Origin of the sequence: Sphingobacterium sp. LRF_L2 (genome assembly GCF_965644235.1) — a bacterium.
In the GTDB taxonomy this organism is placed as follows: Bacteria; Bacteroidota; Bacteroidia; order Sphingobacteriales; family Sphingobacteriaceae; genus Sphingobacterium.
Genome location: NZ_CBFFRI010000004.1, coordinates 58,928 through 80,057, shown reverse-complemented (window position 1 = coordinate 80,057; position 21,130 = coordinate 58,928). Strand labels below are relative to the sequence as shown.

Annotated in this window: 17 protein-coding genes; 10 read left to right on the top strand and 7 right to left on the bottom strand. The window is 37.2% G+C overall.

The window, feature by feature from the left end; translation table 11 throughout:
* Nucleotides 1-70 precede the first annotated feature (70 nt).
* The 3 genes from ACSZOX_RS09165 to ACSZOX_RS09155 are packed head-to-tail and all read left to right on the top strand — an operon-like array spanning nt 71 to nt 3,410.
* Nucleotides 71-1,510, top strand: coding sequence for a circularly permuted type 2 ATP-grasp protein (locus ACSZOX_RS09165; protein WP_437919584.1), 1,440 nt, complete (start codon nt 71-73; stop codon nt 1,508-1,510).
* A 15-nt stretch (nt 1,511-1,525) separates the two neighbouring features.
* A complete protein-coding gene (locus ACSZOX_RS09160) occupies nt 1,526-2,440 on the top strand; it encodes an alpha-E domain-containing protein (protein ID WP_437919583.1) in 915 nt (304 codons plus the stop codon).
* A 4-nt stretch (nt 2,441-2,444) separates the two neighbouring features.
* A complete protein-coding gene (locus ACSZOX_RS09155) occupies nt 2,445-3,410 on the top strand; it encodes a transglutaminase family protein (protein ID WP_437919582.1) in 966 nt (321 codons plus the stop codon).
* Between the two features lie 95 nt (nt 3,411-3,505).
* Here the strand turns inward: ACSZOX_RS09155 and ACSZOX_RS09150 are convergent, their stop codons facing one another.
* On the bottom strand, nt 3,506-6,631 hold the full coding sequence (locus tag ACSZOX_RS09150; RefSeq protein ID WP_437919581.1) for a TonB-dependent receptor: 3,126 nt from the start codon (nt 6,629-6,631) through the stop codon (nt 3,506-3,508).
* Between the two features lie 475 nt (nt 6,632-7,106).
* Between ACSZOX_RS09150 and ACSZOX_RS09145 the strand changes: the two genes are divergently transcribed.
* Nucleotides 7,107-7,751 (top strand): MgtC/SapB family protein, encoded by a 645-nt coding sequence (locus ACSZOX_RS09145; RefSeq protein ID WP_437919580.1) that lies wholly within the window; start codon nt 7,107-7,109, stop codon nt 7,749-7,751.
* A 192-nt stretch (nt 7,752-7,943) separates the two neighbouring features.
* Here ACSZOX_RS09145 and ACSZOX_RS09140 read toward each other — a convergent pair whose 3' ends face one another.
* The 3 genes from ACSZOX_RS09140 to ACSZOX_RS09130 form a co-directional block, all read right to left on the bottom strand.
* Nucleotides 7,944-8,213 carry a hypothetical protein gene (locus ACSZOX_RS09140; RefSeq protein ID WP_437919579.1) on the bottom strand — a complete coding sequence of 90 codons (270 nt, stop codon included), beginning with the start codon at nt 8,211-8,213 and terminating at the stop codon, nt 7,944-7,946.
* Between the two features lie 209 nt (nt 8,214-8,422).
* On the bottom strand, nt 8,423-10,804 hold the full coding sequence (locus tag ACSZOX_RS09135) for an endonuclease MutS2 (RefSeq protein ID WP_437919578.1): 2,382 nt from the start codon (nt 10,802-10,804) through the stop codon (nt 8,423-8,425).
* Nucleotides 10,805-10,808: 4 nt separating this feature from the next.
* Complete coding sequence (locus ACSZOX_RS09130) at nt 10,809-11,504, bottom strand: DUF4296 domain-containing protein (protein WP_437919577.1); 696 nt, start codon at nt 11,502-11,504, stop codon at nt 10,809-10,811.
* Nucleotides 11,505-11,583: 79 nt separating this feature from the next.
* Between ACSZOX_RS09130 and ACSZOX_RS09125 the strand changes: the two genes are divergently transcribed.
* From ACSZOX_RS09125 to ACSZOX_RS09100, 6 genes are all read left to right on the top strand, one after another.
* Nucleotides 11,584-12,285 (top strand): YggS family pyridoxal phosphate-dependent enzyme, encoded by a 702-nt coding sequence (locus ACSZOX_RS09125; protein ID WP_437919576.1) that lies wholly within the window; start codon nt 11,584-11,586, stop codon nt 12,283-12,285.
* Nucleotides 12,286-12,323: 38 nt separating this feature from the next.
* Entirely contained in the window at nt 12,324-13,172 is an 849-nt protein-coding gene (locus ACSZOX_RS09120) for a DUF3298 domain-containing protein (RefSeq protein WP_437919575.1), read from the top strand.
* Nucleotides 13,173-13,188: 16 nt separating this feature from the next.
* Nucleotides 13,189-14,451, top strand: a complete 1,263-nt coding sequence (locus ACSZOX_RS09115) for an aspartate kinase (protein ID WP_437919574.1) — start codon at nt 13,189-13,191, stop codon at nt 14,449-14,451.
* A 30-nt stretch (nt 14,452-14,481) separates the two neighbouring features.
* On the top strand, nt 14,482-15,675 hold the full coding sequence (locus ACSZOX_RS09110; RefSeq protein ID WP_437919573.1) for a THUMP-like domain-containing protein: 1,194 nt from the start codon (nt 14,482-14,484) through the stop codon (nt 15,673-15,675).
* A gap of 151 nt (nt 15,676-15,826) precedes the next feature.
* Nucleotides 15,827-16,825: an LLM class flavin-dependent oxidoreductase gene (locus ACSZOX_RS09105; protein ID WP_437919572.1), complete on the top strand. Its 999-nt coding sequence runs from the start codon at nt 15,827-15,829 to the stop codon at nt 16,823-16,825.
* 54 nt (nt 16,826-16,879) lie between these two features.
* Complete coding sequence (locus tag ACSZOX_RS09100) at nt 16,880-17,704, top strand: hypothetical protein (protein WP_437919571.1); 825 nt, start codon at nt 16,880-16,882, stop codon at nt 17,702-17,704.
* A 17-nt stretch (nt 17,705-17,721) separates the two neighbouring features.
* On the opposite strand, the gene ACSZOX_RS09095 is transcribed toward ACSZOX_RS09100, so the two are convergent.
* From ACSZOX_RS09095 to ACSZOX_RS09085, 3 genes are all read right to left on the bottom strand, one after another.
* Nucleotides 17,722-18,783, bottom strand: coding sequence for an acyl-CoA dehydrogenase (locus ACSZOX_RS09095; RefSeq protein ID WP_437919570.1), 1,062 nt, complete (start codon nt 18,781-18,783; stop codon nt 17,722-17,724).
* Complete coding sequence (gene pnuC, locus ACSZOX_RS09090) at nt 18,776-19,399, bottom strand: nicotinamide riboside transporter PnuC (protein ID WP_437919569.1); 624 nt, start codon at nt 19,397-19,399, stop codon at nt 18,776-18,778. Before pnuC ends, ACSZOX_RS09095 begins: the two co-directional genes overlap by 8 nt.
* A gap of 217 nt (nt 19,400-19,616) precedes the next feature.
* On the bottom strand, nt 19,617-21,110 hold the full coding sequence (locus tag ACSZOX_RS09085; protein ID WP_437919568.1) for a malate:quinone oxidoreductase: 1,494 nt from the start codon (nt 21,108-21,110) through the stop codon (nt 19,617-19,619).
* Nucleotides 21,111-21,130 lie beyond the last annotated feature (20 nt).

Sequence of the window (21,130 nt, the reverse complement as noted above, 5' to 3'; positions counted from 1 at the left end):
AAATAAAATAGTTTTTATTTTAAAAATTTACTAAATTCCATTGTTTTAATCTATTTAACGACCTGGTATTATGGAAAACACTCTTTTAAAAACATATCAGCAGCTCGATGGAGTGTATGATGAGATGGTCGATCGGGAAATTCGCCCCCATTTCAAAAAATTAATCGGATCCCTATTAAAAATGCAAGAAACCTCTTTGTCAGCAAAGGATGAAATGGCGAAAAAGCTCTTTATGCGCGAGGGAATCACCTTCACAGTTTATAGTGATGGCGAGGGGATCGAAAAAATTTTCCCTTTCGACATCATACCTCGCGTTTTGGAGTCTGCGGATTGGCATCACATAGAAGCTGGGATTAAACAGCGTTTGAAGGCATTAAATATTTTTTTAAAAGATATCTACCACCAACAGTTTATTTTAAAAGACAATATCGTTCCCTCAAGTCTCGTTTTTTCTTGTCCGAATTATCTTCGACAAATGGTCAATGTTGATGTACCTTTTGACATCTATACACATATTAGTGGCATTGACCTGATTAGGGATTACGATGGGACATATTATGTATTAGAAGATAATTTGCGAACTCCTTCTGGTGTAAGCTATATGCTTGAAAACCGTAAAATGAGTTACAGATTGTTTCCAAATCGCTTGGTAGAGAATAGAGTTCGTCCGGTTGGTCACTACCCCGATCTGCTGATTAAGAATCTATTGGCTTTGGGATGTCATCTGAGTGATAAGCCTAATGTTGTATTACTTACTCCAGGCATATACAATTCAGCTTATTTTGAACATACAACGCTAGCGCGTTTGATGGGAATCGAATTGGTCGAAGGTCGTGATTTAGTTGTTCAAAATCATTTCGTCTTTATGAAAACAACAAAGGGATTAAGAAAGGTTGATGTCATATACAAACGCGTTGACGATGAATTTGTGGATCCTTTGGTGTTTCGTGCAGACAGTATGCTTGGCGTTCCTGGCTTGTATCACGTATACAGAAAGGGTAATGTTAATATTGTCAATGCCATGGGCAATGGAGTTGCTGATGATAAAGCTATCTACACTTATGTTCCTGAAATGATTCGTTATTATCTTAATGAGGAGCCGATCCTTAAGTCGGTTCCGACGTATCGTATGGAAAATCAGGATGAACGAGAGTATACGATAAAGCATATTCGTGAAATGGTTGTGAAGCGAACAAACGAAAGTGGCGGATATGGGATGATAATAGGAAATTGTGCAACAGATGAAGAAATCATGAATTACATCGTAGAAATACGTAAAAATCCCCGACAATTTATTGCGCAACCAATTATAAAACTGTCTACGGCACCCTGCTATATTGATGGCATCCTACAACCTAGACGTGTCGATTTAAGACCATTTGCACTTTTCGGCCCTGACGGCATTGAAATTGTCCCTGGAGGATTGACAAGGGTCGCGCTGAAGGAAGGCTCCATTGTTGTCAATTCTTCGCAGGGAGGCGGAAGTAAAGATACCTGGATTATTGATTGATATTAACCTTATATTATGCTGAGTAGAGTTGCTGAAAATATATATTGGATGAGCCGTTACATGGAGCGATCCAATATTCACCTTCGCGTTTTAAATTCCATATATATATCCGATCAAGACGGTTTGGTCGCTGTAAACTGGGAACAAATAGCCCGACATTTTTCGCTAGATAGTCCGAAGATGGCTAATGGGCACGATGTTTTGCCCCAATTGATTTTTCATGCCCAAGAGGATTTTTCTATACTGAATAACGTTTTTAAGTCGCGCGAAAATGCTCGTAGCGCGCAGGATCATATTAATCGTGAACTTTGGCAATCTTTGAATGACTTTTATCATCTTATTCGAGAGAAGCAATTACAAGTTCTGATGGCTGTTGATCCTATTAGTGTAATGGATCAATTGATAAAACAGACATTGTTATTTGATGGGGTTATACATAATTCCATGAACCGTGGCGAGGCTTTTTGTTTTTTACAAATGGGTAAACTCGTAGAGCGTGGTTTGCAAATAATTGATCTCTTAAAATATCAAATCACATTAGACGAGTCTTTGCCAGAAAAAACAGATGACCAGCGCTGGCGTTATCTTCTGATTGCCTTGAATGGTTATGAAACTTACCTTCGTGAGCATGTTGGAAATCTCGATCCTGACTTGGTATTTGAACAAATCATAAGCAAAAGTAATTTTCCGCATTCTCTTCATTTTAGTTGGGCGCAGATTACTTCCTTTTTGCAGCTTATGAAAAAAGAGGAGATCGGCTTACATCATCCTAAACTCACTTTTATTATTGGAAAGGCTTTTTCATACATTCAATATATTGAAGTTCCCGCAACGAATGAAGGTAGGATTCAGTATTTGAATACTGTCCAGGATTATTACCTGGAATTGAATAGAGTGTTAAACAATGATTATTTCGGAAATATATATTAAAATCATGTCAACATATACCATTGTTCATATTACCCGATATGCCTATCCTTCAGAGGTTACAGATAGCGCAAATCAACTTATTCTTTATCCTAAATCGGACGATCAGCAGCATGTTCTTGAACATACTATCCGTATCTGCCCAACTGTGAATATTGATTATTTTGACGATTATTTTTCAAATAAAGTGGGCTTCTTCACCATTGTTGAACCGCATAACCAGCTAGAAATAAGAGTTGAAATGAAAGTTTCAACATTGCCTCATGTATTCGGTGAGCAATCCTTATCTCCCGATGAACAGCGTTTGACCTTGCGCGAACTAAAGTGGGAGTTCCCCTTTGTTGATTTTTTACAATTGGAGCATATACATTCTAATGCGGAAATACTTCATGTTATTGAACAGCACGTAGATGATAGGTGTGATATCACGGAGACGGTGGATGCGCTTTCGAGTTTCATTTATAAAAACTTCTCTTACAAACAGGGCGTTACAACAGTGGAAAGTACGGTTGATGAAATCTGGCAACTGAAAGCGGGAGTCTGTCAAGATTTCGCGCACCTATTGATTACTATGCTCCGTATGCTAGGGATTCCATCTCGTTATATATCGGGGTATATATGTCCAAGCAGTAGTGAACTTCGTGGAGAAGGAGCAACGCATGCGTGGGTAGAGGTTTATATTCCAGGATTAGGATGGAAAGGTATTGATCCAACGAATAACTGCTGGGTAAATGAAAGGCATATTAAAATTGCTTATGGTAGAGATTTTAATGATTGCACACCAGTGAAAGGAACCTACAAAGGGACCTCCGATCATATTTTGACTGTATCAGTTGTTATCGGTAATGAGCACACGAAGGAAATAACACATGAACCGACTATTCAACCTGTATACACAAGTGCTAGCCCTAGAACAGCAGAAGAGAAAAATTCTTACCGTTATTTTCTGGAAATGCAACAGCAACAGCAATAACAGTAATAATCTGTTTGCTATTACCGTATTTAAAAAAACAAAGTAGGCCATTCATATTTGAACGGCCTACTTTATATGTTATCATTTTTTTGATATTAGTTAAATATGTAACGAATACCGAATTGTCCCTGCCATCTTGATGCTAAATCTGCAACATTAAAATCTGCATCAGGAGCGCGGAAAGTAAACCCACCTCCGTTCGATGTAGTGTAAGTGATCAATTGATAAGCTTGATTTGAAATAGCATAATTTCGACCCCAATCTTTATTCAATAGATTTCCAACATTGAAAATATCAAAAGTTAATTGTAATCTATTTTTCGAACCTTTAATCATTGTACCCAAATCTTGAGTAATTCTTAAATCGAATTGATGTTGCCATGGCATTCTTGCACCATTTCTTTCAGCATATTGCCCTCTCCTTGTGCTCAAATATTTATCTTGAGAAATATAGGCATCAAGAGCCGTCCATTGGTCAGCCGCAGAAGTTGTAACGCCTGCATTTGTCAAAGGAACTAAATTGATATCACTTGCTGTTCTCGGTATATAAATTAGATCATTACTAAATGCTCCATCACCATTTAAATCGCCATTATATAGATATGTAAAAGGTTGTCCAGAAGTACCTGCATAAAAGATATTTATCCCCGTAGAATAAAGCTTATCTTTGCCATATGAGATATTGTACCCTAAAGTACCTATAACACGGTGTCTGATATCGAAAATTGACGTTGTCAAATCAGGATTATTTGCGTTTGTCGCAACTTGAACATATTCCCAATTTGATAATGCAGTGCTACTAGTACCATCATTAACTGAAGTAGATTTTCCATTTGTATAGGCAACCATAGCACTGAAGCCGTTATCAAAGGTTTTTTGCAATTGGGCAGTTAAGCTATAAGTATACCCCTTATTCGTATTATCAAGAAGAATCACATTCGTGAAATCACCAGAATTCACACGTTGACCTGTATAAGAAGGTCTTGTGTCTGCCCCTCCACTTAAAGAAGATGAAATTGATGCTGTTGAACCTGAAATATTTATGTCAGAATAAACAATATTATTTATTGTTTTTGAATAAATCCCTTCTAAAGTGGCAGTGACTCCGTAAGGTAATTTAAAGTCTCCTGCTAAATTAAAACGAGCAACTTGTGGGATTTTGAAATCTTCCGTGACTAAGTTAACCTCTGCTCTTGTCGATCCTGTACCCATATTTTTCTGATTATTAACGTCTGGATCGAAACCATTGCCTCCATTAATCGCTGTTGTTCTTGCATCAACTGTTCCAAATAACTTTCCACTATTTGAAAACTGATTTGATAACCAAACAAATGGAACCCGTCCAGTGAAAATACCAGCTCCACCGCGAAGAATAATCGAGCGATCTCCTTGAACATCATAGTTAAACCCTAAACGAGGAGCCCAAAGTAATTTACCACTAGGAGTGTTATCCGTTCTATATCCTGGGAACGATGCTTCAATTTTTTCGTTTCTTAATGGCTTGTCGCCAATAACTGGAACATCTAAACGGATACCATATGTTAAACGAAGATTTTTAACAATTTCAGATTCACCTTGTGCATAGAAACCTAATTGTGCCGCGCTAAATTCTGCAGAGGGAGCAGAGTTTCCATCAATTAAAGAATAGGTGGCACGTACGCGAGCAGGATTATTGTTCAAATAATCTTCCACACTATTGAAATCCCAACGTCCGTTCAAATTATTGATAAATAAATTTCTAAATTTAAAAAATTCGTTGTGTGTACCGAAAGTAAACGTATGTTTTCCAACATACCACTTGAAGTTATCTGTAAACTCAAAGATATCTTGATCGAGCTCATTCGCCACTGAACTTCTTTGAGATCCAAATTCGGCAGAAGCACCTGAAACACCGTTAATGTTCAATATTGTAACTTGTGGAAATAGAGATCCAGCAGTTTCTCTATCGTCTCGAATAGCCGAATATCCTAAAATTAAATTATTAGAAAACCTACTACTAAAATTACTTCTTAATTCTGCTACCGCAACGTGTTGTTTATTGTTAAACTTATAAGCATTATTTCCGAAACGGAAAAAGTTTGCAGTACGGCTAATATTGTCATCATAAGCATCAATATAGTTGTAACGAATAGCAAATTGATGCTTTTCATTAATATTCCAATCTAATTTTGTGAATATCTTACTATTTTGAGTTTTTGCGTTTATAGGTCCTGTTGAGCCTACATCGTAACCATATTCAGAAAGATTAAAGTTTGCTATCTGATCTGCTATCGCTGTAGTCATGGTAGCACCTGTTTCACCCGCATTAAATGCTAGCGGAGCAGAGCGTCTCCCCATTTCACCGTTTATAAAAAAGAACAATTTGTCTTTAACAATTGGACCACCAACCCTAAAACCAAATTGATTATCAGTAAAATCAGCAGAGCGAGCCCCCGTAAGTACACTTTTTCCAATAGTATTTTGATTTCTTCCGAAGAAATAAACGGATCCTTCAACAACATTTGTTCCCGATCGTGTAACCGCATTAACTCCTCCCCCAGTAAAGTTTCCTTGAGTAACGTCGTATGGCGCTAGCACTACCTGAATTTGTTGGATAGCATCTAAAGAAATAGGCTGTGTGCTTGCTTGACCACCAGGTGTTCCAGAAGAAGCCAATCCAAATACATCATTATTCACAGCTCCGTCAATAGTTATGTTGTTAAATCGATTGTTTGCTCCTCCAAATGAATTGCTTCCTGTTGCTTGAGGGGTTAATCTTGTAAAATCTTGCAAACTTCTACTTAAAGTAGGTAAAGATTCTAATTGTTCTTTTCCAATGACTGTTGACGCACCTGTTTTTTCGTCGTTAGCACCTCTTCTACCAGTAACCGTAACTTCGTCTAAGGCTGTTGCATTTTCTCCGAATATAGGATTTAGGATGAAAGGCTGTCCCAATTGTAAATAGACATCGTCATAAAACACAGGGTCTTGGCCTACATAAGTAACTTCTACACGATAAGGTCCTCCCACACGCATATTAGCTAAATTAAATCTTCCTGCAACGTTTGCTGAACCAGAATAAACAGTTCCTGACGGTACGTGAGTTGCTTTGATGGTTGCACCTGCAGTTGCGTGTCCAGTAGATTGGGTAACTACACCTGACATACTACTTGTGGTTACTTGCGCTTGGATAGTCCCGTAGCTAGCGAGGACTAGAGCAAAGAAAAGTAGAGATTTTTTCATACTTATTTTTTTCGTTCTGTTAATTATAAGTACCGCAAAGTTAGAAATAGACTATGATATTCCTCGGACTTAACATAAACTTAATATTCAGTGTAACAAAGAATTATATGAATTTGTTCGGTCTTAAAGCAGAGGTATTTCACATTTTTGAAAGCATGGTATTATTTAAGCCACTTCGTTTTTGAAAATTTTAATAATTATTTGATTTTGTTGATATTTTAACAAAATTTAACAAATCAAAAATGTGGAAAACTTCTTTTTGTAATTCTTTATGATTGGTATGGAACCCCTCTATTTTGTATCAAAAACTGTCATATATTTATTTGTTATTGACATAATTAGATTTGGTCTTGATAATTATTAGGTAATTTCTTCTTAAAGATATAATCATCGTGTATAATTCTTAAAAATATAGTACTCTTTTTTCCTAAATAGGATCCTTATTTTTGTTGTTTAAAGCTTTATATTATAATTTATGATGGATTGGTTAGATGATTCTCGCTTACATAGCATATTAATGTCTATACTTTGTGGCGCAATTGTGGGATTTGAACGTGAATATAAAAACAAATCAGCTGGATTTCGAACAGTTATCTTGATTTGCTTCGGATCCACAGTTTTTACGCTCCTATCCCGAATGGGAAATTTATCCGACGATCGTATTGCCGCTAATATCATTACCGGTATTGGTTTTCTAGGAGCTGGTGTTATTTATCAAGGAAAGTTCTCTGTACAAGGACTTACAACTGCTGCAGTTATCTGGTCTATGGCAGCAGTGGGCATGATGATTGGTTTTGAAGAGTATCTTTTGGGTATAATCCTTACTGTTTTCATGGTTATTATCCTCTCATTGTTTCAAAAAATTGAACACTTTCTTGGCAACGTTTATTTCATACGAACAATCTATGTCACTTTTCAAAATTTTGGGGTTGCTGATCTAGGGAACTTCGAAAATTTAATGAAAGAACATGAGGTCACATTACAGCGTAAAGGTTTAGAAAAGAACGGCAATCTGCTCACTGTTATCTATGAGGTTTCTGGGAATAAAAAAAATATACGTCGAGCAAATGAGACCATCATTGCTCTAGATTACGTTTATTCGTTTAATAACCTTTCTTAAATAGTAGACATGGTAGTCAATTCTTGAGGTTTCACGATGGTGACTTACTCTAAAGAACATCGTCTTACAAACAATTAAATCGTTAAGCCTAAAGCTACACATACCAATAGTTCGGTATATTTAAGTTTTAAGTCTACTGAACTATTGGTACAATTGACGGTTATCCAGCTGGGTTTACAAACAGCTATTCAATTAGTATACTATGCTTTCTTTTACCTTACAATTCTTCTCTAGCCAATTAATGTCGAATTCGGAAAGCTCTCTACGCTCGCCCTTATAGATAAAATAGCTATTGGATTGCTTGTCTACTCCAGGTTGTTGTACAGTTGGCATTTTATTTATGATCTTTTCGTCGGGACAATCGCGGATCAGACTGTCTTGCGCTTTTTTGCTAGCACATGATGTCGCTGCAGCTAGCAAAACGCTAAGAAAAATTGTATTTTTCGTTACTGGGTATCTCATGCTGAATATATTTCTATTTTGATTATTAGAACAAGTAAGCGTATTAAAAACAACAATTACCATGCTAAAATCGTTCTGTTCAATGAAGAATACAAAAAAATATCCCGAAACAGTTGACTACTGGTCATCATATTTCGGGATTGTTTAATCTTGGAATACTAAGACAACAAAGGATGAAAATGTATCCTTATATCTAAATGTCAAAATATTTACTGGATGTGGGCATACGTTATACCATCCCCCCCTCTATCAGCATGTTCATCTTCAAAATGAGATACATGATTGTATTTGCGTAGGTAATCCCGAACAAATTTACGCAATATGCCATCTCCTTTCCCATGTAGAATTTTTAAAGTGGGATAACCTATCATAACTGCGCGATCCAAGACAGTTTCCAACTGACGCAATGCATCTTCTGTACGCATGCCGCGAATATCTACTTCCGGAGAGAAATCAGCTACAGATTCTGTAGAAGCTATTTTGTGTCGCTTAACGACTTTTGCTTTTTCTTTGCCTCTTAGCTTCGTGACCTTTGCTTTTTTTACCACGGTCCTCAAGTCGCCAAGAGCCAAAATTAAGTTGTTGCCTTTGGCGACCTCAATAACCTGTGCTTCGGTATCGGTATCAATGATTTTAACCCAATCCCCCACTTCTATAGGATCATCGTTGGTTTCAGCAGGCTTATCAACCAGCTTTTGTGCAGTTTTTTTCTCCGTATGTTTATCTACAGCAGCATAAAGTTCTCGCCTTAAAGCTTTCGTCGTTTCTTTGTCGGCTTGCGCTGATTTTATTTCAGAAATAGTATTCTCCACCAACTTGTTGGCATCTTTTAATATCTGTTTTGCGTGTTCTTTCGCTTCTCGAATAATCTGTTTTTTATTTTCTTCAAGATAGCCTTGTAGTTCTTCATACTCTTTTTTTAGTGATTCGAGTTCCCGTTCGCGTTTTGAGATAGCGACCTTCGTATCATGAACAAGCTTTTTGTCGCGTTCCAAATCAACGAGTAGTGTGTCCACTTTTTTCTGTTGCGTCCCGATTTTCTGCTTTGCCGATTCGAGAAGCTCTTTGCTTAAGCCTATTTTTTGCGCAATCTCAAATGCATAAGAACTTCCTGGTTTCCCTATTTGGAGAATATACAAAGGACGCATCGCTACATTGTCAAAAAGCATCGATGCATTTTCCAATCCAGCCGTATTACTCGCGAACACTTTCAGATTTGAATAGTGAGTCGTGATTACACCTCGTATTCCTTTCTTATTAAGACCTTCCAGCACCGCCTCTGCAATAGGTCCCCCAAAGAGAGGATCTGTCCCTGTACCAAATTCATCAATGAGCACCAAAGTACGCGCGTTTGCAAATTCGGTAAAATGCTTCATTTTTGACAAATGTGCACTATAAGTACTTAGATCACTTTCTATGGATTGATCATCGCCAATATCTGCGAAAATCTGTTTAAAAACGCCTACCTTGGATGTATCATCTGCCGGTATGAGTAGTCCGGATTGCACCATAAGCTGTAGAAGTCCCACGGTTTTCATACAAACAGACTTACCCCCTGCATTGGGTCCCGAGACCAATATAACCCGTTCCCCTTGATCTATTTTTATATGAAGAGGAACAACAATACTTTCTCGTTCTCGTTTTGCATTGATAACTAAGAGCGGATGTCTTGCGTTTACCAAATGAATCTCTGCATCTTTGGAAAGCTCAGGCATTTCTGCTTCAATATCAATAGCAAATAATGCTTTAGCTCGAACGAAGTCAAGTTTACTTAATAAACTATGATAAGAGAGCAACAATGGTACATGCGGCCTTAAGTCGCTTGTCAATTGGGTAAGAATACGGATTACTTCCCGACGTCTTTCGAAAATAAGATCTCTTACCTTGTTGTTTAGATGAAAAACCTCTTCTGGCTCTATATATGCAGTTTGACCAGTTGCTGATTCGTCATGAATGAGACCTTTTACCTTTCGCTTATTTTCTGCCAGAATTGGAATACACAAACGTCCATCACGAATGGTAAGATTGCCATCGGCTGTCCAACCATTGTTCTGCGCTAATTTAAATACCTGATCGATACGTTTCCGAGCTTCTTGTTCGCTTTTTAAAATTTGTTGAGTTAGGTCTAACAAAAGACGAGAAGCATTGTCTTTCATTTTCCCCCTATCATCTATAACGGATTCAATATGTCGAATTATTTTCGTCTCTATAGGGAGATGTTCAAATAGTAATTCCAAATTGGCATATTGCCCTTCACGTTCATTAAAATAGCGAATGACTGCATATACAGTCCGTAAGGATAACAATATGCGATGGAATTCCTCTTCACCCAAAAAGGCTCCCTCCACACGGGCTTTCTCAGCAAGTGGTTTAATTGGATATAGGTGATCAACCGGTAAGGGAGAGTCGTTGACGAGTAGATCTTTAAACTCTTGTGTTTGACGAAGAAACTTATCTATTTGATCAATTTTAACTTGAGGTTGAATTTTCTCCACCATCTCCCTTCCAGGCTCACTTAGGCATTTTTCTTTAATTAGATTTTTTATATCAAGAAAACCTAATTTATCTATTGCATTTTTAGGAAAAATCATATTATTATTCTAATATTTGACCAGAAGCCTTGGTACCTTTCACAGGTCTTAAGCCTGTCTTTGGAGAAGGCTCCAGAGTTGGTCGTTGTAGTTTTTGTTCCGGCCTACTTTGTATAGGTGCAGCGGGAACAACATCTTTAGATGTCGATGGAATCGTGTTCGTAGGATTTGTAAATATTGTACTCTGATTATATGCGCTTAAATTGAGTCCGGTGCGTTGTAAAAAATCTGCACGATAGATATGGAAATTCAATGGAATAGTATCTATTTCAACCTGTAAAATAAGCTTCTGGGCATCATCCCTTAACTTCATATAATGCTGAACAACACGGATACTATCCGTTATCCTTGCATTTTTTATGGAGTCATCCATTCTGTATTTTGTGTCTTCCGTTGTTAATTGTTTATTTATTTCGGCATATAGTTTCTTAGATTCTACAGGATTAGATAAATAAAACTTGAGGTTGTCATCAAAAGTCGCAGAATCAATCTTATATTTAGCAAATAGGTTTCCATACAAGTTGTCTATTACTTTGCGGCTGCTATCTATCGGTAAAGTGTTAAGATAGCCATCGATGAGGTGAACTTCAACCAAAAGGTCTTTCATCTTACTTTTAGATAAAATTCCACCTGGAGTAGACTTTTTGCAGGAAATCAGCAAAAAAAACGAAGATAATATAATAACTAATAAGCGTTGCATTTCGTAAGTTTGTACAAATTTACAAAAAGGCGGTCGAATAACCGCTTTAAAGTTTTTTGAACGTTGATATTACAAGAAAATGAGCATTGCAACAAATATTGAATCACTTCAAATTGATTTAAAACCTATAGGTGTACAACTTGTCGCTGTCTCCAAAACAAAATCTATCGAAGAAGTTATGGAGGCCTATGAAGCCGGACAACGCGTGTTTGGTGAGAATATGGTGCAAGAGTTGGTGGATAAACAAGAGGCTTTACCAAAAGATATTGAATGGCATTTGATCGGACATTTGCAAACGAACAAGGTAAAATATATTGCTTCATTTATTCATATGGTGCAGTCTGTTGATTCGTTGAAAGTTTTAAAGGAAATTGATAAGCATGCTGCTAAACACAATCGTCAAATAGATTGTTTATTACAAGTATATATTGCTGATGAAGATTCTAAATTTGGTTTAGACCATGCCGAACTCATCGAATTGTTGCGTAGTGAAGATTTTGCAGACCTTAAACATGTTCGCATCAGAGGTTTGATGGGTATCGCAACAAATACAGAGAATGAAAGGATCATTAAAGATGAATTTTATGAATTGAAAATGTTGTTCGATGGCATAAAAACGAGCTTCTTTCGTAAGCAAGAAGATTTTGACACCTTATCTATGGGAATGTCATCTGATTACCAACTCGCCATCGAGCAAGGAAGTAACATGGTCAGGCTCGGAAGCACGATTTTTGGCAAGCGTGTAATTAAGCACTTTAAACTGAAAGATGGTAAAGAGTAAGGTCTGGTAAACAAAGTATAAGCGAAGGTTGATAACGAATGGGGAAATATTTTACAAAGTCATTGGGTATAGTAAATAGAACGTCGTGTTTATTAATAGGCGCGTCATTTTTTTTGTGGTCTTGTGCGTCTGAAAATCGTTCGGATAAAAGTAATGTGCCTTTGCATAGTGCAGGAGGTAATGATACACTGCTATATCGCATGGAGTATTATAAGGATTTTAGTCCCTATTTTTCAGGAACTGAAACAGAGATTGATTCTACTGTTTTTACGGCTCATTACCCTGTTTTTCCAAAAGAGGTCGATGATTTTGTAAAAAAAGCTATTTTCATAGACGGTGAGTCTACAGTTGAACAGGTTTCAGAAAGTTTTCTCGGAGGGTTTAATGAATATGCTGAAGAACAAATAGAAGGAGGTAATCAGGCCTTTATGTCCTGGTTCAGGCATCAGAATTGTCGTGTCGTCTTAAATGAGCCTGGTTTTCTGACGTTAAAAAATGTGATTAGTGATTACACAGGAGGTGCGCATGGTATGGAGGTGGAACTTTATTTTAATTTCGATACGAATGAAAAAAAACAATTAACATTGACTGACATCGTACAAGATACCAGTCGACTGCGCGAAATAGCTGAAAGTTATTTTCGTAAACAAGAAATGCTTACAGATACGGCAAGTTATGGTGACTCTTATTTCTTCGAGGCAAATACTTTTTCTTTAGCAGATAACTTCGGGCTAACAAAAGAAGGGCTTCTCTTTCACTATAATCCTTATGAAATTAAATCATATGCCGAGGGTTCGACAACATTGCTTATTCCTTATCCAGAGTTGACTCGTATCATGACAGACAAAGGAAAGCAGTTTTTGGAAAGCATATCAACCAAGATCTAACCGAATAATAAATTACATGCAAGTATTCAAATTTGGAGGAGCGTCAGTAAAAGATGCGGAAAGCGTAAAGAATGTCGCATCAATTATTGCGAAATATAGAAAAGATGAATTGTTGGTTGTTGTCTCTGCAATGGGAAAAACAACAGATCGCCTCATGGAGGTAACAAACAATTATATAGAGCAAACGGGACAAGCTTTTATATTATTAGATGCTGTCAAATCTTGGCATCAAGCGATATTAAATCAACTTTTTCCGGAAGTAAAACATCCGATTTACGATGAAATTGCAAACTGCTTTGTTGAGGTAGAATGGATTTTGGAAGAAGAACCACAAGATACTTACGACTACCTTTTTGATCAAATTGTTTCCTTAGGCGAAATTGTCTCCTCTAAGATATTAACAGCTTACGCTAAACAGGAGGAATTACCCGTTAAATGGGTCGATGCGAGGGATTTTATTTTTACAGATAATACGTATAGAGAAGCGGCTGTTGATTGGGAAAAAACAGAGGAAAAAATACGACGTGATCTTCCTGCAATATTAGACCGTGAAGTAATTATCACACAAGGATTTATAGGGTCCACTTCCGAGAATTTTACAACCACTCTGGGGCGTGAGGGCTCCGACTACTCTGCTGCGATATTTGCTTCTTGTCTGAATGCAGAAGAGATTACGATTTGGAAAGATGTTCCGGGCGTATTAAACGCAGACCCAAAATGGTTTGACCATACCGAACTTATTCCTGAGCTTTCATATACAGACGCGATCGAACTAACTTATTATGGAGCTACAGTTATTCATCCTAAGACAATCAAGCCCTTACAAAATAAAAAGATTGCACTGAATGTACGTTCATTTTTGAATCCGGCTTCACCAGGAACTTTTATTCGAAGTACAAATAATGGATTACCAGTTCCTTCATTTATATTTAAAGTAAAACAGGTTCTTATAAGTATACAGCCGCGTGACTTTTCGTTTATTGTGGAGGATAATCTTAGTCATATCTTTAATTTGTTTCATCATAATCGCATAAAGATTAATATGATGCATAACAGCGCAATTAGTTTTTTCGTCAGTATCGATGATACGGGCAAAAATGTGGACGCGCTCTTGGAGGAACTTGAGAAACGGTACAAGGTTACGGTAGAAAAAGGGCTTGAACTTATTACCATTCGTTATTTTAATCAAGAGACCATTGACCGCGTATTAGTTAATAAAGAAATAATACGTGAGCTAAAGGATGGTTATACTTGTCAATTGTTAGTCAGAAAACTTTAATTTGCAAACCATTTTTAGTTAATTGCCAGATTGAACAAAGAAGTACTGAGCGCTGAAATACAATCTTTTATCTTGAAAAACCAAGATAGAAACCCCTTGACTATAGCCTTGCAGAAAAGTCCTTTTACAGGCGTAAGTTCTAAGGAATTAGCACAGCAAATTGATGGGCGGCAACGCCTTACTAAAAAGGTTCCTGATTGGCTAAATACAGATTTTATCTACTTTCCAGAAAAACTTAGTTTGGAACAATGTTCTTCCACGGATACGGGAAGATTTAAAGCTTCTCTCGTGAAAAAGGGAGTACGATTGATTGATCTCACAGGTGGTTTTGGTGTGGATAGTTATTATTTCGCTAAGCAGGCAAACCATATTGTGCATTGCGAAATCAGCACCGAACTATCTGATATAGTGGCTCATAATTTCCGAGAAATGGGCCTTCATCATGTGGATTGTCACGCTGGCGATGGCATTTCCTTTCTTAAAGAAAATACGTCGGGGTTTGATTATATCTACATTGATCCATCCAGGCGTGTGCAAACGCAAAAGGTCTTTCGTTTAGAAGACTGTATACCTAACGTTGTAGACCACCAGGACTTATTCTTTTCTTCGGCACCAGTTGTGATTACGAAGCTAGCTCCTTTAATGGATATTGCGAGTGCATTAAACAGTTTATCTTTTGTTAAAGACGTTTATGTATTGAGCGTAGAGAATGACTGTAAGGAATTGTTGATTGTTCAGGAAAAAGGGTATACAGCCGTTCCTTGTATATATGCCGTGCAATTATCGCCAAAAGAAACGAAAATCTTTTCCTTTAATTACGAAGAAGAGCGTTCTACAATCTCATCTTTCAGCTTAGAAGTAGGAAATTACCTCTACGATCCAGATGTCGCTATTACTAAGGCTGGTGCGTTTAAAATTGTGGGCAAGCGGTTTGAACTTCAAAAATTACACCAACATAGCCACTTGTATACGAATAACGTTCCTTTATATGCTTTTCCTGGGAGGCTTTTTTCAGTGTATGCGACCTATTCTCTTGCTCAATTTAAAAAGGAAATTAAAATTAAAAAAGCAAATGTTGTCGCCAAGAACTTTCCTTTAAAAGTGGAAGAACTTCGTAAAAAATTTAAAATAAAAGACGGCAGCGACGATTATCTCTATTTTACCAAATTAGAAAATGACAATTTGGTTGTAATTCACGCACGGCGATTATTTGCGAATCAATAGTTTGACATAAGACATACAAGTCTACTCTCTTGTTTACATAAGGATTACATGTATTTTTCTATTAGAACGTAAATTTAAGCGATTTAAGCGAGGTCTAAATAATGTTAGGTCTTGCATTGAACGATTCTTATTGAAGATAAAATATAGAAAAATGAAGAAAATTAAACTTTCAGCTCTCGATTTGGCGACAGTTTGTAAAGGACAAACAGTACAGCAAGCTATCGAAAGAAGTGTTGCAGGTGCTCAATATATTGAAAGCTTGGGATACGAGCGTATGTGGTTGGCTGAACACCACAATATGGAGCATATTGCCAGTTCAGCGACAGCCGTTCTTATTGGACATATCGCTGGGCATACCGATAAGTTACGTATTGGCTCTGGAGGCATTATGTTACCTAATCATTCGCCATTAGTAATTGCCGAACAATTTGGAACGTTAGAAAGTATTTATCCTGGACGTATTGATCTGGGCTTAGGCCGAGCGCCGGGAACTGATCAAGTTACGGCTATGGCACTGCGACGAAATAACTTAAATACTTCTTTTTACTTCAAAGAGGATGTTAACACATTATTACACTACTTTGAAAATGATGATCCATCGGAAAAAGTTCGTGCTTTTCCAGGAGAGGGGCTGGATATTCCTCTTTATATATTAGGATCTAGTACTGATTCTGCACATTTAGCTGCGGAACTCGGCCTCCCTTATGCTTTTGCCGCTCATTTCGCTCCTGCAATGCTTGCACAGGCAGCCGATATTTATAGAAGAGAATTTAAAGCATCCAAATATCTAGAAAAACCTTATTTTATCACTTGTGTGAATGTGATTGGTGCCGATAGTACCATTGAGGCAAAATATTTATCCACGAGTTTGTTTAATATGTTTGCCGGTATTTTGACAAATCATCGCAGACCACTGTCCCCTCCTACTGAAAAAGTAATCTACGATGGCATAGCAGAGATAGAGAGAGCTGTTCATCAAATGGTTTCTTGTACTTTCGTTGGAGATGAAGATACAATTGCAACTTCATTAAGCAATTTTATAAAAGAATATGATGTTGATGAAATTATGACAACAAACTATATCTTTGATAGTGAAAAAAGACTAGATTCCTTTCGAATAACGAAAGATGCTTTGCTCCCTTGGTTGTAATATACAGTTGAAAAATATAAGAGCTGGATATCACAACAACTAAATATAATGTTTATGCGATACCCAGCTATATTTTCATTGATGCTTTTTGTTGCTTGTACGAGCGCAGTATCAACTTCCAAACAAAATGATATCACTACACCTGCTGATTCAATAGACGTTTCGCCTATAAAAAACGTAGAAGAAAAGCAACCTCAACAAATAGAAGTCCCTCCGGAAATCCAGTACGTGGAAAACAATACGCTTATAACAGGTAATTATCGGATTTGGGAAACAGCTGATGATCCTGAAACTCTCTTAAATAAAGGTAAATGGTTGGATATTCATCAAGATGGACCGATTTTCGCAATTACGCCATTAAACTATCAAAAATCAAACGGTTATGATGACTGCGCTGGTATTGCAACAAAACGTATCGAAGCGAGTTCTGGGAGTTTGCTGTTAACAAATTTGGCAGTAATAACTTCGAAAGAGATTCAACCTATTTCGTTAATGAATAACAAAATATGGCCAAACGAAAAAATCGATTTTGATTTTCTTGGAAATACTTATCGATTAGCGGGGGTAGGCAGTATTGGTAGTTCTGAAGTCTTCACAGACGATGATGGTCATGAAGAAATTTTTCACGAAGTTTCTGACTATCAATTACAATTGATTGATCCAAAAGGTCAAACGACAGTATTGCTCAGCGAGGAGTCCTTTCAAGATACTTTTATGCGAATCGATTTTGTTGGCGATCTTGATGGAGATAACAAACCTGATTTTATTATATCTGTTCCCCGAAATTACGAAGAAGAACGTGTTCTGCTTATTCTATCTACTAAAATGAGCAATGGTAAAATCGTTGTGTATGAAGCATCTCGCCAATTTGATTGTTAATATTTCATTTTGGGTTGTTAGGTATTAAGTAACGCGTGTTGTGATGCTGTAAATAGATGTCTAAAGACGATATTTAATTCACTTTCTCGTTGAGCGCCCATAATCCCCGCCTGTGGAAAGAGCTCTATAGTTTGTTTTTTTATCTCAGCGACTATGATACGACTTAAATTTGCAATATCTGCAAGTTCTTCGTTTGCTGATGTTGTATCATTCCATGTAGTAACCATCAAGGCATATAACTGCTCTTTTTTCTTTTCTATAGATTGCCGCACACCATCAATTTGTTTGAAAAGGGATTTTCCTTTTGTGTTGTTCCAGACCTTGTCTGTGGCTTTGATAAAAAAGTAGCGTTCAAGCAGATCTAAAAATTTAAAAAACATACCCAAGTAGTTTACAGCTAACGTGCATTCGGCAAAATGTGCAAATGGGTAAGAAAAAAGGATATCCTGATGTGTTCTTTTTTCAGGGATTAACTCAAAAACGTGGCTATCCGTAACAAATAATTTGGTTATTGAAAAGCTATGACTTGCTGTACACTCTAACCCGAAAGTATCCCAGTCGTAATGAATAAGAACATCATCACGATTTACGAAAAAGGAGTAGTATATCGGCTTTCCTTGTTCGTCGTAAACCTGTTGTCCATTTTCATATATCCAAGCATTTAAAGTAAAGTGTGTTAGATGTGGTGCGCCCGTCGCATATTTCCATTGTCCACTAATTAAAAACCCGTTATCTGCGCGCTCTGCTCGCCCTGTAACTTGTCCGCTGCCTCCCCAACATACGTTAGGATTTTGAAACAGCGTAGTCGCTAATGCCGGATCGATGAATCCCGCAAACATATTTGCTCCTGCGCATAAAGTTACCGTCCATCCAAAACCTCCATCTATATATGCTAGTTCCTCCAGAAGATGGCAGCCTGCTGCCAAATTTGACGCCAGCCCTCCATATGCTTTTGGAACCCAAAGGTTAAACCACTTTTGGCTATAAACAAGCTTGAGCATATCACTTGTTAAGCATTTCTGGCTGATCGCTAAGCGAATGTTGTCTTTTATAATCGTTTGATGTTCGTTGCTAAGCATAGGAAGGTATTCTTTGTGTTTGTATTATTTTTTTCCATCGGTAATACCCGAATATGGCTACAATAAACAACACGATTGTTAGCGTTGCAAATAGGTATAACTCTTTGTAAAACAATAATGGGACTGCAATAATGTTACTGGAATTTAATAAAATCCAGTTTTCAATTTTTCGTTTGGCCAAAAGCCACATGCCAGCCCAAGCTGTACTGGATACAATTGCATCTAACATAGGTACATCAGAGTCTGTAAAATGGCTAAGGAACAGATATAGAAGTGCATATCCTCCTATAATTATCGCAGCTACAATTTGCCATTCTCTTTTGTTACAACTGCTTACTGGTAGAGTTTTATTATCATTTTTGAATTTCCAATACCATAATCCATAGATGCTCATAACTAAATAATACACGTTAAGTATAATTTCAGCGTATAGCCGTGCGTCAAATAGGACTGATATAGTCAATACGATGGATAAGATTCCAAAGAAATAGTTACTTATTTGATTTCGACTAGACAGTATAACTTGCACAATACCAAACAGTACTGCCAATCGCTCTAACCAGGAAGTTTGGATAAAGGCCTGTTGAATATGATCTATAAATTCTTGTAATTGCATAAAACCGTCTGAATAATAAATTGAGTTGAGCTACAATAAACTTACGGTTTCGCTAAGGAAGAAAAAGAAATTATCCCTACGCCAGCATTACCTGGATCAGGTTCCAGAGCTGTGTGCAATAGAAAGTGTGCAAACAGCTCTTTGGGTATATTCTCAGCCTATGAATTGGTATAGAAAACTAAAGTCTACACCAAAAGCACCCCATAAGTATTAAATTTTACGCTAGTTGTAAAGCTTCTTGCGATTGAAGACGAGTCTTTTCACAAAGTTCAGCATCGTCATTTAAGTTCTTACCCCATGAAGGAATCATTTCCCTAAGTTTTTGGCGATATTCCTCCGATTTAGCACGTTCAGGAAAACATCTCTTTAGCAAACTAATCATGATGGCTACAGAAGTTGATGCTCCAGGAGAAGCTCCTAAGAGAGCTGCTATGGATCCATCCGAGCTAGAGACAACTTCAGTTCCAAACTCAAGGATACCGCCATGTTTTGGGTCTTTTTTGATGACTTGTACACGTTGCCCTGCGATTTCAATCCCCCAATCTTCTAATTTCGCTGTTGGCATAAATTGTTTCAACGAATCCAGTTTATCTGAAGGGCTTTTCATAACTTCTGTGATCAAGTATTTTGTCAGGTCTAAGTTGTCAAGGCCAGCAGAAATCATTGGGCGTATATTTGATAATTTTATTGAGGCGGGTAGATCAAAATAAGAGCCTTTTTTAAGAAATTTTGTAGAAAAGCCAGCATATGGACCAAAAAGTAAAGCTTGTTCGCCATCTATATAGCGCGTATCCAAATGTGGAACAGACATTGGTGGCGCACCTACAGATGCTTTACCATACACTTTAGCATTGTGCTGTTTGATAATCTCTTTATTCTTACAACGTAACCATTGTCCGCCAACAGGGAAACCACCATAGCCTTTTGCTTCCGGAATTCCCGATTTTTCTAGTAACAACAACGATCGTCCGCCAGCTCCGATAAACACAAATTTTGCTTTTATCTCACGTTTTTCTCCAGTTGTTAAATCTTTAATTTCAATTCCCCAACGGTAATCCTTCTTTCTTTTAATATCACGTACCTCTTGATTAAGAGCGAGCTTGATATTTCCTTTTGTTTCTAAATGGTTAACAAGATCACGGGTTAAAGAACCGAAATTAACATCTGTACCGATCTCCATACGAGTAGCAGCTATTTGCTCATCATCTGAACGGCCTTCCATCATAAGAGGTATCCATTCCTTTAAAGTAGCCTTATCTTCGGTGTAAACCATACCTTTAAAGAGGTTTTCTTTAACCATGGTTTCGTAACGTGTTTTCAGAAATTTCACATCTTTTTCTCCAAATACAGCACTCATATGTGGTACCTGGCGTATAAATTCAGATGGATTTTTTAGAATATTCTTTTTTACTAAATAGGTCCAAAACTGTTTTGAAATCTCAAATTGTTCAGCAATATTAATGGCTTTTGCAACTTTAACACTGCCGTCAGCTTGCTCGGGGGTGTAATTCAATTCACACAACGCGGAATGACCTGTACCCGCATTATTCCATGCATCTGAACTTTCTGCAGCAACAACGTCTAAACGTTCTATGATCTCAATATTAATATCAGGATTTAGTTCATTAATTAACGTTCCCAATGTTGCACTCATGATACCTGCACCGATCAAGACAACATCGACTTCAGATTTTTTAGTTTTTTTACCCATGATTTTTTTGTTCCGTACAA